General features: G+C 68.0%; 14 protein-coding genes. 6 read left to right on the top strand and 8 right to left on the bottom strand.

What is annotated here, in order from left to right:
• Nucleotides 1-170 precede the first annotated feature (170 nt).
• Genes AC5WS7_RS17290 through AC5WS7_RS17280 form a run of 3 tightly spaced genes read right to left on the bottom strand, consistent with a single transcriptional unit; the run spans nucleotide 171 to nucleotide 3,125 of the window.
• Nucleotides 171-953: an enoyl-CoA hydratase gene (locus AC5WS7_RS17290; protein ID WP_495955510.1), complete on the bottom strand. Its 783-nt coding sequence runs from the start codon at nucleotides 951-953 to the stop codon at nucleotides 171-173.
• Between the two features lie 14 nt (nucleotides 954-967).
• The gene (locus AC5WS7_RS17285) at nucleotides 968-2,143 is read right to left on the bottom strand and encodes an acyl-CoA dehydrogenase family protein (RefSeq protein WP_495955509.1); all 1,176 of its coding nucleotides are present in this window, start codon (nucleotides 2,141-2,143) and stop codon (nucleotides 968-970) included.
• Entirely contained in the window at nucleotides 2,127-3,125 is a 999-nt protein-coding gene (locus tag AC5WS7_RS17280; protein WP_495955508.1) for an acyl-CoA dehydrogenase family protein, read from the bottom strand. Before AC5WS7_RS17280 ends, AC5WS7_RS17285 begins: the two co-directional genes overlap by 17 nt.
• A gap of 291 nt (nucleotides 3,126-3,416) precedes the next feature.
• Here AC5WS7_RS17280 and AC5WS7_RS17275 point away from each other — a divergent pair, with 291 nt between their 5' ends.
• From AC5WS7_RS17275 to AC5WS7_RS17265, 3 genes are all read left to right on the top strand, one after another.
• Nucleotides 3,417-4,070 (top strand): TetR/AcrR family transcriptional regulator, encoded by a 654-nt coding sequence (locus tag AC5WS7_RS17275; RefSeq protein ID WP_495955507.1) that lies wholly within the window; start codon nucleotides 3,417-3,419, stop codon nucleotides 4,068-4,070.
• 45 nt (nucleotides 4,071-4,115) lie between these two features.
• Nucleotides 4,116-4,949 (top strand): acyl-CoA thioesterase, encoded by an 834-nt coding sequence (locus AC5WS7_RS17270; RefSeq protein WP_495955506.1) that lies wholly within the window; start codon nucleotides 4,116-4,118, stop codon nucleotides 4,947-4,949.
• Nucleotides 4,950-5,018: 69 nt separating this feature from the next.
• Nucleotides 5,019-6,032 (top strand): NAD(P)H-dependent amine dehydrogenase family protein, encoded by a 1,014-nt coding sequence (locus AC5WS7_RS17265; RefSeq protein ID WP_495955505.1) that lies wholly within the window; start codon nucleotides 5,019-5,021, stop codon nucleotides 6,030-6,032.
• A 183-nt stretch (nucleotides 6,033-6,215) separates the two neighbouring features.
• On the opposite strand, the gene AC5WS7_RS17260 is transcribed toward AC5WS7_RS17265, so the two are convergent.
• Nucleotides 6,216-6,740, bottom strand: a complete 525-nt coding sequence (locus AC5WS7_RS17260) for an SDR family NAD(P)-dependent oxidoreductase (protein WP_495955504.1) — start codon at nucleotides 6,738-6,740, stop codon at nucleotides 6,216-6,218.
• Between the two features lie 159 nt (nucleotides 6,741-6,899).
• Here AC5WS7_RS17260 and AC5WS7_RS17255 point away from each other — a divergent pair, with 159 nt between their 5' ends.
• Nucleotides 6,900-7,475 (top strand): PadR family transcriptional regulator, encoded by a 576-nt coding sequence (locus AC5WS7_RS17255; RefSeq protein WP_495955503.1) that lies wholly within the window; start codon nucleotides 6,900-6,902, stop codon nucleotides 7,473-7,475.
• Between the two features lie 28 nt (nucleotides 7,476-7,503).
• The gene (locus AC5WS7_RS17250; protein WP_495955502.1) at nucleotides 7,504-8,304 is read left to right on the top strand and encodes a siderophore-interacting protein; all 801 of its coding nucleotides are present in this window, start codon (nucleotides 7,504-7,506) and stop codon (nucleotides 8,302-8,304) included.
• 72 nt (nucleotides 8,305-8,376) lie between these two features.
• Here AC5WS7_RS17250 and AC5WS7_RS17245 read toward each other — a convergent pair whose 3' ends face one another.
• The 4 genes from AC5WS7_RS17245 to AC5WS7_RS17230 form a co-directional block, all read right to left on the bottom strand.
• The gene (locus AC5WS7_RS17245) at nucleotides 8,377-9,144 is read right to left on the bottom strand and encodes an enoyl-CoA hydratase/isomerase family protein (RefSeq protein WP_495955501.1); all 768 of its coding nucleotides are present in this window, start codon (nucleotides 9,142-9,144) and stop codon (nucleotides 8,377-8,379) included.
• Between the two features lies 1 nt (nucleotide 9,145).
• A complete protein-coding gene (locus tag AC5WS7_RS17240; RefSeq protein WP_495955500.1) occupies nucleotides 9,146-10,234 on the bottom strand; it encodes an acyl-CoA dehydrogenase family protein in 1,089 nt (362 codons plus the stop codon).
• Between the two features lie 239 nt (nucleotides 10,235-10,473).
• A complete protein-coding gene (locus tag AC5WS7_RS17235) occupies nucleotides 10,474-11,376 on the bottom strand; it encodes an acyl-CoA dehydrogenase family protein (protein WP_495955499.1) in 903 nt (300 codons plus the stop codon).
• Complete coding sequence (locus tag AC5WS7_RS17230) at nucleotides 11,354-12,787, bottom strand: class I adenylate-forming enzyme family protein (RefSeq protein ID WP_495955498.1); 1,434 nt, start codon at nucleotides 12,785-12,787, stop codon at nucleotides 11,354-11,356. Before AC5WS7_RS17230 ends, AC5WS7_RS17235 begins: the two co-directional genes overlap by 23 nt.
• Nucleotides 12,788-12,891: 104 nt before the next feature.
• On the opposite strand from AC5WS7_RS17230, the gene AC5WS7_RS17225 reads away from it, so the two are divergent.
• Nucleotides 12,892-13,932, top strand: coding sequence for a 2Fe-2S iron-sulfur cluster-binding protein (locus AC5WS7_RS17225; RefSeq protein ID WP_495955497.1), 1,041 nt, complete (start codon nucleotides 12,892-12,894; stop codon nucleotides 13,930-13,932).
• Nucleotides 13,933-14,046 lie beyond the last annotated feature (114 nt).

The following is a 14,046-nucleotide window of genomic DNA, read 5'->3' as shown; positions in this document are numbered from 1 at the left end:
TCTTTCCGGAAGGAATTTCTGGATGGCGATATTCCACCGCGGGTGCTTCGGCGGAATTCAATGTGCGGAGCACTGCCGGTGAATTCGAGTGGAATACCGACAGCAGTCATGCTAGCCAGATATCCGTCCGGCGTGTGCGAATCTCCCGATTCCGCCGAAAATAATTCCGGCTATTTCAACTTCTCCTTCATCTCGGCCAGATGCGCGAGAATCGGCAGACCGGTATGGCTCAGCGCATTGCCGTGACCGGTCTGATGGATGTCGAACACCGTTTGAATGGCCGCGTAGAAACCCTGGATGTCGAGAGTCTGATTCACCGCGCGCTTGGCCTGGCGCAGCCCGAACGGCGGCATCGTGGCGATGTGCCGGGCCAGCTCGGTGGTCTCGGCGTCCAGCGACTCGCGCGGCACCACCTTGTTCACCATGCCCACCTGCTCGGCCTCCCGCGCGGTGACCGGACGTCCGGTGAACAGGATCTCCTTGGCCTTGCGCGGGCCCAATTCCCAAGTGTGACCGTGATATTCGACCCCACCGATGCCCATCAGCACCACCGGGTCGGAGAACAGCGCGTCCTCGGACGCCACGATCAGATCACACGGCCAGCACAGCAGCAGCCCGCCGGAGATGCACCGCCCCTGCACCGCCGCGATCGACGGTTTGGGTACATTGCGCCAGCGCAGCGAATATTCCAGATAGCGGCGCGCCTCGGTCGTGTAGATCATGTCGAGCGTGATCTTGTCCGGCCATTTCCCGCCGCCGCGCAGATCGTGCCCGGAGGAGAAATGTTTGCCCTCGCCCCGCAATACGATCACCGTCACGTCCTCATCGGCCGCCGCGCGGGTCCAGGCCTGATCGAGTTCGTCGAGCAGCTCCGGGTTCTGCGCATTCGCGACCTCGGGGCGATTCAGGGTTATGGTCGCGACCTTGTCGGCGACCTCGTAGCGGATCAACAAATCGGGCTCCTCACCTATCGGGGGAGGCCGAGTACGCGCTCGGCCACAATATTGCGCTGAATTTCCGAGGTGCCGCCGGCGATCGTTCCGGCGAAACTGCGCACATACCGCTCGAACCAGCTGCTGACCATATTGTCGTTGTTGAGCGGAGTGAACGGCGCGGTCATCGCCGGATGGTCCAGTCCGTCGATTCCCTTGGCGTACAAGGCCGAATCGGCCGCACTCTGCACCGCCTCCGAGCCGAGCAGTTTGAGCACCGACAGCGAGGCCACGTCCTGTTCACCCCGCGCCTCGCGGGCCAGCGCCGCCGAACCCAGCAGCCGCAGCGCCTGATTGTCCATCGCGAGCGTCGCGTACCGGTCCCGGTCCAGCACCGTTACTGGCCGGAAGTCCTCGAGCAGGTCCTGCAGCCGATCGGCGAAACTGAGCCACAGCAAGGTGCGTTCGTGCCCGAGCGAACCGTTGGCCACACCCCAGCCGCCGTTCAGCGGGCCGACCAGATTCTCCGCGGGCACCCGGACGTTCTCGAAGAAGACCTCGTTGAAGTCCAGATCGTGCGGACCGCAGATGGAGGCGAACGGCCGCCGGGTCAGTCCGGGCGAATCGGTGGGGATCAGCAGCACGCTGATTCCCTTGTGCTTCGGCGCCTCCGGATCGGTGCGGACGAAGGTGAGCAGCACGTCGGCGTCGTGCGCGCCCGAGGTCCACACCTTCTGCCCGTTGACCACGAAATCATCCCCGTCACGCACCGCGCGGGTGCGCAGCCCGGCCAGGTCCGAGCCCGCCCCCGGTTCGCTCATGCCCAGCGCCGCGGTGATCTCCGCGCGCAGAATCCTTCGCGCCCAACGGATCTTCTGCTCCTCGGTGCCGAAGGACAGCAGCGAGGCGGCGATGATGCCCAGCCCCTGCGGGTTGAAGCTCGGGTAGATGCGGCGGTGCGAGAGCTCCTGCAAATGCACGTACTGCTGCAGGATTCCGGCATTTCGGCCACCGAACTCGGGCGGGTTGCCGGGCAGCAGCCAGCCGTTGTCGAACAGCAGTCGCTGCCACTCGCGCGCCCAGGGCGGGACCTCGGCACTCGAGATCGGCCGATCGGCGGCCGCGACCGCCTCGCCGGGCAGGTTGTCGGCGAGGAAGGCGGCGAATTCGGCCCGGAATTCCTCGACCTCGGGATCAAAAGTCAGTTGCACGGTACTCCTCGGCGATCAGTGCGCGATGCTCGGCGGCGCCGCCGAGCAGCAGCTCGCCGGACTTGGCCCGTTTGAGCGCGAACTGCAGGTCGTTCTCCCAGGTGAAACTCATCGCGCCGAACAGCTGCATCCCGTGGCGGAACACCAACTCCTGGCACTCCCCCGCGGCCGCCTTGGCCATGGCCGCGGCGATGCGCCGGCGCGGGTCGTCCTCGCGAATGGTCAGCGCCGCGAAATAGGCCAGGGCGCGGGCCCTTTCGATGGCGATGTGCATATCGGCGGCCTTGTGCTTGACCGCCTGGAACGAGCCGATCGGCACGCCGAACTGCTCGCGGGTGCGCACATGGTCCAGCACCAGGTCAAGGACCCGGCGGCAGGCGCCGACCATGGTCAGCGCCATCCCGGTCAACGCCACGTGGCGGGCGCGCTCGGTGTCGGAGCGCAGGTAGTTCTCCTCCCGCACCCGCACACCGGCCAGACTCACCTCACCGATGTGCAGCACCGGATCGAACACCATGCTGCGGCGGGCCTGTACCTCGGCGGCGGGCACCACGAACACCCCCGCATCGGTCACCACCGCGAACTGCTCGGCGCGATCACCGTCCAGCACATGCCGCGCGGTCCCGGTGAGCACCCAGCCCCCGGCGTCGCGAAAGGCGTTGACGCCATGGTGAATCGCGGTTCCGGAGATCTCCGGCCGCGCGAATTCCGGTGCCAGCGGCGCGAAGTGGGTCAGCGTGGCCAGATAGGGCGTCGGATCCGTCGCGTATCCCAGTTCTTCGAGCAAGATGCCCAGCTCGACCGCGGCGGCCGGATCGGTCAGCTCGGTCCACCCGTGGCCGATGTAGTTGCGCCACAGCGCATCACTGTCGGCCCCCTTGTCGGCGATCTCCCGAATCAGCGCCGGCGGGCACTGTTTGGCCAGCACCTCGCGCACCGTGTCGTGCCACAGCCGCTGGTCGGAGTCGAACTCCAAAAGCATCGCGGACAGCCTCCTTGCCGGCAGAGTTTCCCGGGCAGCGCGGCGGCACGAGCCACGCCCGGCCGCCACGGTTGCCATCATCCTTCTCGAGTGAGAATAACATTCTCCTTCAGTGGAAGTAATAGTCTCCACCATGTCGAAGAACACGCCACCCAGCAACCCGATGGAAATACGTTCTCCGGTACAGTGCATTCATGTTCTCTTCACATAACCGAGGAGCAGTGAGCCCGTGAGTCAGTCTGCGAGCGCACCGACGACCCAGCCGTGGACATCCCACGCCGAGGTGCAGTCGTGAGCAGCCCCAGCGAAGAGCCCGCCTGGAAGCAGCGCGCCGTCGAGCGTTCGCTGCGCACCGCCAAGTTGCGCGCCGAGCAGCGCGTGCAGCGGTTCCTGGATGCCGCCCAGGCCATCATCACCGAGAAGGGCACCACCGACTTCACCGTCCAGGAGGTCGTGGACCGCTCCCGCCAGTCGCTGCGCAGCTTCTATCTGCAGTTCGACGGCAAACACGAACTGCTGCTGGCGTTGTTCGAGGATGCGCTGAACCGCACGGCAGACCAGTTGCGCGCGGCCGCGGATGCCAAGAGCGAACCGCTGGAGCGGCTGCAGGTCACCGTCGAGCTGCTGTACGAGCTGTGCCGTCCCGATCCGAATGCCCAGCGACCGCTGTTCACCGATTTCGCGCCGCAGCTGCTGGTTTCGCATCCCTCTCAGGTCAAGGTCGCGCACGCACCGGTGCTCGCGCTGTTCACCGAGCTGATGGAACAGGCACAGGAGGCCAAGCAACTGCGCGGCGACGCCAATCCGCGCCGGGTAGCGGCCATGGTGATGCAGACGGTCATGTTCACCGCGCAGTCCAACGGCGGCACCGACGAGGAGACCACGCACCCGATCAGCGCCGCCGAGGTATGGAGCTTCTGCGCGCACGGCTTCGCCCGCAAGTGAGAATCTTATTCTCAATCTTCGAGAGTTTCACTTACACTCGGGTGTATGCCCGACCTGTGGAGTGATCTTCTCGCCTGCCTCGAACTGTCGACCCGGTCGTCCCTGGACGACGAGGCCGTCTTCGAGGGCGCCAACCAGCAGCTGGAGTACTACCGCGTCTTCGGCGGGCAGTTGCTGGGTCAGTTCGTCCGCGCGGCCGCGCTGAGCTGTCCGCACAAGTCGGTCAAATCGGTGCACGCGCTGTTCGCGCGGGAGGGTCGCACCGACGAGCCGATCCGCTACCGGGTGCGCCGCCACCACGAGGGCCGTTCGTTCGCCACGGTGAGCATCGTCGCCGAACAGGACTCCGGTGTCGCGGCCACCGCCTCGATCTCGCTGCACGCGCCCGAGGACGGGCCGCAGCGGCAGAGCGTGCCGCCGGCCACCGCGGTGCTCGGCGACGAGCACAAGGTGGAGTGGGGCCTGCTGCCGTGGGAGACCCGCGCGGCCGCGGATCTGGACGATTCCGCTTCCGGGCCACCGGAATTCGAGTTCTGGATGCGCACGCCGCGGGTCGCCCCGGAATTTGCCCCGGCGATCCTGGCCTACGCCACCGACCTGAATCTGATCGGCACCGCGCTGCGTCCGCTGGAGGGAATCCGCCAGAGCGGCAACGGAACTGCCTTCCGTTCGGCGGTGACCTCGCACAGCCTGTGGTTCCACCGGCCGTTCCGCACCGACGAATGGCTGCTGCTGCGCCAGGACAGCCCGATCATGTCCGGCGGCCGGTGTTTCGGTCGCGGCGACGTGCTCACCGAGGACGGACAACTGGTCGCCTCCTACGCACAGGAGGCCATGGTGCGCTTTCCGCAATCCGGCACCGAGTCGGCGGTGAAGTGAATCGTGGGTCCGAACACGCAGTCGCGCAACACTTCTCATCGTGAGGCAAACAAGCCCCGGTACCGGGTGGTGCAGTGGGCGACCGGCACGATCGGCACCCGCGCACTGCGCGGTGTGATCGAGCATCCCGATCTGGAACTCGTCGGCCTGCTGGTGCACTCACCCGACAAGGCCGGGCGGGATGCGGGTGAATTGTGCGGTCTGCCGCCGACCGGCGTTCTCGCGACCGACGACATCGAGCGCATCGTCGATCTGGACGCGGACTGCGTGCTCTACATGCCGCTGGTCTTCGACGGTGACACCGTGGTCCGCCTGCTCACCGCCGGCGCGAACGTGGTGACGACCTGCGGGGCCTTCCACCATCCCGCGAGTATGGATCCCGCACTGCGCCACCAGGTTCAACACGCCTGCGGACTGGGCCGGTCCTCGGTGCACAGCACCGGGAGCAGTCCCGGATTCATCAGCGAGGCCGTACCGCTCGTGCTGTCCTCGATACAACGCCGCTTGGACCGCCTGGCGATCGACGAATACGCCGATCTGTCCCGACGGGATTCGGCGGCCATGCTGTTCGACATCATGGGCTTCGGCCGCCCGCCGACCGAATTCGATCCCGCCCGAGCCGAATACCTCGCCGCGAGCTTCGGCCCGTCGCTGCGTCTGGTCGGCGACGCGCTGAACCTGCCGGTGGACTCGCTCACCGCACACGGCGAGGTCGCCACCGCGCGCGAGACGTTCGGCATCGCCGCGGGCACGATCGAGCAGGGAACCGTTGCGGCACAACGCACCACGATCACCGGCATGGTCGGCGGCCGACCGCTGCTGAGCTTCCGCGCCACCTGGTACTGCGGCAAGGACATCGAACCCGCCTGGGACCTGCACGACACCGGCTGGCACGTCTCGATGGAAGGCGACGCCCCGCTCGAGGTCACGCTGCACTTCCCGGTGCCGCTCGAGCGCATGGCCGAGATCTCCCCCGCCTACACCGCCAACCGCGCGGTGAACGCCGTCCCCGCGGTGTGTGCCGCCGAGCCCGGCATCCGCACCACGCTGGACCTACCGCACATCATCACGACGCTGAGCTGAGCGCCGATTCGGTCGGGGCGCGACGTCCCACACTACGGACGGCCGTAATGCTCACTGCCCATGGTCAATTCGCAATCGGCACCATGTGCGCGTCGGCGCCGGCCCGACCGCCGCGGCGTCGCAAGCTCGTGGCCACTGTCGAAGCGTCGGCCGCAGTGGGTCTTGCGAGACATGCCCCCGGAGCTAGTGGCTGCCGGCTGCCAGATCTGCGAGCAACGCGTCCACCCGAGCCTGGGCTCGACCGGCGACGCCTGCGCCGGGCGCGGCATGGACGCGCCCCTGTTCCACTGCTGTGAGCGCAGCCTCGGCTACCTCTCGGGGAGAGAGGATTCCGCCGCGGGCTGCGGCCAGGGTGCGCATCGAGGGGGCGGGGGCGTCGGCGGGTGGGGGTGTGATCGCGCCGAGGGTGGCCGAGTTCCGGCCGAGCGGGGTGTCCACCAGCCCGGGACACAGGACGGTCGCGCCCAGATTGGGTGATGCCCGTTTCAGTTTCAGATCCAGGGTTTCGGTGAGACCGACCACCGCGTGCATCGTGCCGGTGTAGGGGGTGCGGTCCGGGAGCGGGGTCAGGCCGCCGGAAGAGGCGGTGTTGAGGATGTGTCCGGCGCCCCGGGCGATCAGCAGCGGCGCGAAAGCCTTGACGCCGTGGATGACTCCGAGCATGGCGCCGCCGGTGATGACGGCGACCTGGCCCGACCGTATCTGCATCACGGCTCCTCCTCATCGGAACCCTTTGCGACACAACGGGATCGAACGCTTGGAAACTACATTCTCAATAAATGTAAACATCATTCTCGCGCCTGTGAACAGCGGCCCGCCGAATCGAAGGTCTTGCTTTCGCTATATCTTACGATATAGCTTGAGAGCGTGAGTCCACGACGACCTCCTATTCCAGGCGGCATCGGCCCGGGGCCGGGGCGCTTCTTCGGCCCCGGCGAACTGCGGCTGGCCCTGCTCGCGCTCATCGCCGAGCAGCCCGGCCACGGCTACGAGCTGATGTCCCGGCTCGAGGATCGCTGTCGCGGCGCGTATCGCCCGAGCGCGGGCGCGGTCTACCCCACCCTCCAGCAGTTGGAGGACGAGGGTCTGACTGCGCTCGAAATCGACAGCGGCAGAAAGGTTTTTCACATCACCGCCGCGGGCCGCACCGAGGTGGACGCACACGGCGAGACCGTGGAACAGATCTGGGACCGCGCCACCGAACGCGGCGAGTGGGGCATGTTCCGCGATCCCGACGCCGCCGAGATCGTCGGCCCCGCACTGCGTCTGTTCAAGACCGCGGTCTCGGTGATCGTGCACTCACACGGCGACCCGGAAGTCGTCGACCGGGTCCGGGCGGTCCTGACCGAGGCCACCGGCGAGCTCCGGCAGCTGAAGACCGACATCAAGCAGGCCCACCGGGCTCATCATCAGCAGCGGCGTCGCGGCCGCCGCACCGAGTGATCGAATCTCCCGATACGAAGGTATTCCCATGGCGCACAACGACACTCCCGCGCACACGACCATCGCCGAGCCGAATCCGCCGACCGGCTCGCCCCGCGGCCTGCGGAACCGCCTGATGGACCGCTTCTTCCTGGAGGGCCAGGTCCTCGAGACCGAGCAGATCGCCGCGCGCATGCGCCGCATCCGCATCGGCGGACCGACCCTGCGCGGCCTGAATTGGTCTCCGGGACAGCAGATCCGGATCGCGACCGGCGATCCGGAGGCCGAAGGCATCATGGGCCGGATCGGCGATCTGCGCACCTATTCGGTGTGGCATTACGATCCCGACGCCGCCGAGATACACATCTGCGTGCTGGACCACGGCGACGGCCCCGGCGCGGCCTGGGGCCGGGAGGCGACACCCGGTCTCGCCGTTCGCTTCCGCGGCCCGGAGGGCACTTTCACCCTCCGGCCCGACGCGCCGTATCACCTGTTCGCCGGAGAGGAGACCGCCTCGGCCGCCTTCGGGCCGATGCTGCGCGCGGTCCCCGGCCACATCCCGGTCTACGGTGCGGTCGAAACCGCCACCGAGGCCGATCGCCTCCCGCTGCACCGCGCCGTGGCCCTGACCCGCCCGCTGCGCGGCCCCGCCTCGGCCGCCCGGTCGCAAACCCTGCTCGACGCGGTCCGCGCCATCGACCTGCCGGACGAACCGGGCGTCGCCTATCTCGCCGGCGAGGCGCGGACCATCCAGATGATCTCCGGATACCTTGTCCGCGAACGGCGTTGGCCTCGGCGGTCGGTGGTCACCAAGCCGTTCTGGACACCCGGCAAGCGCGGCATGGACTGACGCGAATCCGCGCACATCGATCAGCACTGCCTCTCGGCGACTGCGAACCGCCGGGCCACCGACCGGCGCACCTCAGCGCTTGGCAGCGGTGAGCCTGGCGATATTGGCCCGGAAATCCTCGCTCTGGAACGTGAGATCCTCCGCGGTGAGCGCGAAATCGAGAGTTTGCAGCACCGTGTGCTCGAGCTGCATGTTGAACAGGCGTTTGGTGCTCTCCACCGCCTGCTGCGGCAGTTCGAGGATGCGCTGAGCACAGGCCAGGGCCTCGGCGACCGGATCGGCGACGACGTGGTTGGCCAGGCCCATCTCACGCGCCTTCTCGGCGGAAATCCGGGCGCCGGTGATGGCGTACTCCTTGGCCAGCAGCATGCTGGTGTGCAGCGGCCAGGTGAGTGGGCCGCCGTCGGCGGCGACCAGACCGACCTGCACGTGCGGATCGGCCAGGTACGCGGTTTCGGCGATGTAGACCAGATCGCTCAAAGCGACCAGGCTGCAACCCAATCCGACGGCCGGCCCGTTCACCGCGGCGATCACCGGAATCCGGCAGCGCGCCATGCCGAGCACGATGTCGCGGCCGTCGGCGATGGATTTCGCGCGCAGCGCACGGTCGTTGCTCAACTCGTCGAGATAGGCGAAATCCCCGCCCGCGGAGAATGCGCGGCCGGCGCCGGTCAATACGGCCACTCGCGCGGTGGGATCGGCGCCGAGCTGCGGCCAGAGCCGGGCCAGTCCCGAATGCAGCGCATCGTTGACGGCGTTGAGCGCACCGGGGCGGTTCAACGTGATGATCCGGACCGGCCCCTCGGCGCGGACGTCGATTTCGGCGGGCATGTCGTACATGTCAAACTCCCAATCCCAGGATGCGTGCGGCGATGATGTTCTTCTGAATCTGCGAGGTCCCGCCCATGACGCTCTGCGCCCGGCTGTACAGGTACGAGCCGAGCAGTTCCGGATCGCGGCTGCCGCCCACCCGCAGCGCGGCGTGCCCGACGGATTGATCGACCCAGGTCATGAGGAGTTTGTCCAACGATCCGTCCGGACCGTGGGTGACCCCGTCGAGTTGTTCGGAGAGCCTGCGCCGCACGTGCAGCCGCAGCATCTCGGTCTGCACTGCCGCCCAGGCGAGTTCGGCGGGTGGCGGGCCGTCCACGCGGGAGGCCAACTGGCGCACCAGCTTTCCGTACCGCGCGGCGAAACCCAGGGTGGAGGGTTCGCGTTCGTGCCCGACCACCGTCATGGCGAGCTTCCAGCCGTCACCCGGTTCACCGACGAGCTGATCGGCGGGCACCGTCGCGCCGTCGAAACGCACCTGCCCGAACTCACGGGTGACGCCGCTGATCATCTTCAGCGGCCGCTGTTCCACACCCGGCTGGTGCATCGAGATGATGAATCCCGAAATCCCCTTGTGCCGAGGCACATCCGCATCGGTGCGGGCCAGCAGCAGACACCAGTCCGCGACGTCGGAGTAGCTGGTCCAGATCTTGTGCCCGTGGATGACGTAGTGGTCGCCCTCGCGGGTGGCGGTGGTCGTCAGCGAGGCCAGATCCGAGCCCGCGCCCGGTTCGCTGAAACCCTGGCACCAGCGTTCGGTCCCGTTGATCATCCCGGGCAGGAAGCGCTGCTGTAATTCCTTGCTGCCGTGCCGGCCCAGGCCCTGCACCAGATAACCCAGGCTCGGGCGCGGCGGCGCTCCGGCGATCGCCAGTTCCTCGTCCAGGATCACGTCGTAGACCGGCGGCAACTCCTGCCCGCCGAATTCTCGCGGCCAGGTCACCCCGAAGAAGCCCGCCGCGTACAGGGCCTGATGCCATTCGCCCTGCCGCGCCCAGTACTCGTCGCCCGAGGTCGGGAAGCGGCCGGCGGTCTCTGCCAGCCAATCGCGCAGGCGCGCGCGGAATTCGGCTTCTTCGGGTGAATCACGAAAGTCCACTGTCGATCTCCTTGACGTGTACGGGAAACAGGTCCGTCTCATCGGGCCGATGTCCGAAGCTCACCGCCGATCTCCTTCGGGCTGACCGGGAACGATCCCGCCGCGAGGGCGATCGTCGAGGCCGCCTTCCGTCCTCCTGCGGACATCCGGCGACCAGCACCGGCTCGTCGGGCCGATCACCGATGCCCCCGGTCGCCCCCTTCCCTGCCCAGCGGGAACAATGCCGCTTGGTGCGGGAATCAGGTAAGGCCACAGTCGATCTCCTCCAGCCGCACGGTGAACAGTTCCGCCGAGGTCAGCGCGCGCCGCAGATAGACGTGCGCCAGGCATTCCCAGGTGTTGCCGATACCGCCGTGCACCTGAATGGCCGTCTCGCACACCGTGTGCGCGGCCCGTGCGCAGTACAACTGGGCGATCTGCCCGGCCCGGACGGCCTCGTCGGAGGTGAGTTCATCCACCGCCCATGCCGCGTGTCGCAGCACGCTGATCGATCCCTCGATCAGCGCCTGGCTCTCCGCGAGCAGATGTGCCACGGCCTGATAGGAGCCGATCGTATTGCCGTACTGCTCACGCACTTTCGCGTAGTCGACCGCGAGAGCCTGGGCGCCGCGCGCACATCCGACCAGATCCGCGCTGGTCGCGGTGAGCGCCAGCGCATGCCAGCGGCCGATCCGGTCGTCGTCGAGTTCGCCGAGCGGCTCCGGGTCGCCGCTGATCGACGCGTCGTGCCGGGTCAGGTCCGCACCGGGCGAATCCTCGCCGACGCCCGCGGCCAGCAGCCGGGACCCGTCCACGATCAGCACCCGGCCGGCATCGCGCGCATCGATGGCCCGATCGTCGACGGCCACGGTCCAGCGCACGGCCGCGTCCTCGGATCGTAGCAGGTCATCGGCCAGTATCGGACCGAGGAACGGCACGTCGACCAGGCCGCGCCCGAACTCCTCGGCGACGATCGCCACCTCGACACCGCTGGCCCCGTCGGTGCGCAACGCACGCCAGCCGGTCTGCGCGACCGTCGCCTCCAGCCTGCGCACACGGGCCGAATCATCCAGTCCCAGAACCGAACCCGGCCCCAGGTCATCGGCCAGCTTGGCGGCCGCGTCCCGCAGTTGCCGCTGTTCACTCGTGTATCTGACGTCCATACTGCTCCTTGAGAATTCGGCGCAACACCTTGCCCGACGGCAGCCGGGGGATCTCGGATACGAAGACCACGCGGCGCAGCCGCTTGTACCCGGCGAGGCGGTCCGCGACCAGCGCGGCGAGTTCGCCGGCGGTGACCTCGCCGGCGCGGGCGACGGCCGCGACGATCGCCTCTCCGTCGGCCCGGTCGGCCACCCCGAACACCGCGCAGTCGGCCACCGCCGGATGCGCGTGCAGGACGGCCTCGATCTCGGCGGGCGCGACCTGGAAGCCGCGCACCTTGATCATCTCCTTGGACCGGTCGGTGAGCCGGATCCAGCCCTCGGCGTCGATACTGCCGACGTCGCCGGTGCGATACCAGCCGTCGTCGAACGCGCTCGCGGTCGCCTCGCCGGGGAGATATCCGGCCATGAGCGAGGGGGCGCGCGCCTGTAGTTCGCCGATCTCCCCCGGGCCCAGCGGTTCTCGGGTCTCCAGTGAGATCACCCGCATCCGCACGCCCGGCGCGGCCTTGCCCACGCTGTCCAGGCGCGTCCCGCCGATCGGACTGCACGCGATGACCGGCAACTCGCTGGCCCCGTAAGCGGGCAACCAGGGCACACCCGTTCGGGCGGTGACGGTTTCGGCGACACCGGGTGCCACCGGCGTCGCACCCCACATGATGTAGCGCAGCGAGGACAGGTCGTAGGACTCGAGTCCGGGGTGGGCGGCCAACGCCAGAGCGATGGGGGCCACGGCCATTTCGATGGTGATCCGGTCCTCGGCGATACAGCTCAGCATGCGGTCGAGGTCGAAGCGCCGGTGCAGCCGCATCCAGGCCCCGGCCCGCAGCACCGTGACGATGTTCAGCAGGCCCAGGATGTGCGAGGGCGGGGTGAGGATCTGCAGGCGGTCGGTGGAATCCAGCTCGAGCACGTCGATCCAGTGCCGCACGGCCGCGGCCATCGAGGCGTGCGTATGCCGCACGGCCTTGGGCATACCCGTTGTGCCGGAACTGAAGACGAGCACCGCATCGGACTCCGGGTCGGGCCGGGCGGCCGAATACGGGCGCGGGATGATCGGCTCGTCCAGGTGCCGCATCGGCACCGCCTGCCCGAGCAACGGTGAATCGCCCACGCCGAGAACGGGTTCGGTCAGTGCCAGGGCATGGTCGATCTCGGTGCCTTTCCACGCCGGGCTGATCAGCACCACCGTCGCGCCGAGCTGCCACAGTCCGAGCACGGCCACCACGAATTCCGGTCGATTGGAGGACATCAGCGCGACCCGGTCGCCCCGCCGCACGCCGCGATCGGCCAGTTCGGCCGCCAGGCCCGCGGCGAGGCGGTCCAGCTCCGTCCGGGAGTACTCGCGACCCTCGAAGGCCAGCACGACCGGATCGGCGCGGCCCGTCGCGGCGTCGCCAGGCGGGCTCACGACGACTCCTGAGTGGTGCACGACACCATCGCGACCATCCAATCTCATTGATGAGAATCTAATTCTCTCTATACTAGAATCTTAATACCAGAGGAGGGTAGTTCATGGCGAGACCACCGATGTTCCAGCGCGCGACCGTCACCAGGATCAGCAAGGAGAGCGCGGACGCGCGCACCTTCGTGCTGGCCCCGCACGATGGGCCGATCACGTACCGTGCCGGGCAGTTCTGCACGTTCCGGGTGAATGTGGACGGCCGGGCCCTGTTCCGCTCGTACTCGATGTCCAGCGCTCCGGAAACCGACGGCGAATTGATGACCACCGTCAAGCGGGTGCCCGGCGGCGCGGTCTCGAACTGGCTGCACGACAACGTCGTCGAGGGCGACGAACTGGAGATGTCCCAGGCCGCGGGCCGATTCTGTCTGCGCGAGACGTCCTGGCCCCTGCTCGGATTCACCGGCGGCAGCGGGATCACCCCGGTCCTGTCGCTCACCAAGAGCGCCCTGGCCACCACCGACCGGCGAGTGCGACTGCTGTGCGCGGACCGCGATCGCGCGTCGGTGATCTTCGACACCGCGCTGGCCGACCTGGCCGCGCGATATCCCGGACGGCTCAGCGTGATCCGGCACCTGGACTCCGACAGCGGATTCCTCACTCCCGAGGCGATCGCCGAGTTCGTCGGGTCCGACGGGGAAGCCGACAGCTACATCTGCGGACCCGAACCGTTCATGGAGATGATCGAGAAGGCACTGCCCGGACCGGGCCTGATCTTCAGTGAGCGGTTCGGCGCCCCGGCGCCGGTGCTGCCCGGCGACGAAGCACCCGACACCGTGACCGCCCCGGCGGCGGCACCCGCCGAACCCGCCGGCACGAGCGAGGGCACGGTCACCATCATCCTGAACCGCAAGAAGAAGACCGTCCCCCGCAACGACGGCGAGACCCTGCTCGAAAGCGCCCGCCGAGCCGGACTCACTCCGCCGTTCTCCTGCGAGGCGGGAAACTGTGCCACCTGCATGGCCAAGGTCACCAAGGGACACGCGACGCTGCGTCAGAACAACGCGCTCACCGACGACGAACTCGAAGAGGGCTACGTGCTGACCTGCCAGGCGGTCCCCGACACCGATTCCATCACCGTCGACTACGAGTGAGACCCGCCGAACGCCCTCCGCCCCGGCCCCGCGAAGCGGATCCCAGCCGATCCGCCCGCGGGGCCTCGCGCGTACCGGGAGTTTCACCCGTCGCGCCGCCGGATTGCTCCATCT

It is taken from the genome of Nocardia sp. PLKS1-43 (assembly GCF_059510335.1).
This window is presented reverse-complemented; position numbering and strand designations above follow the sequence as displayed.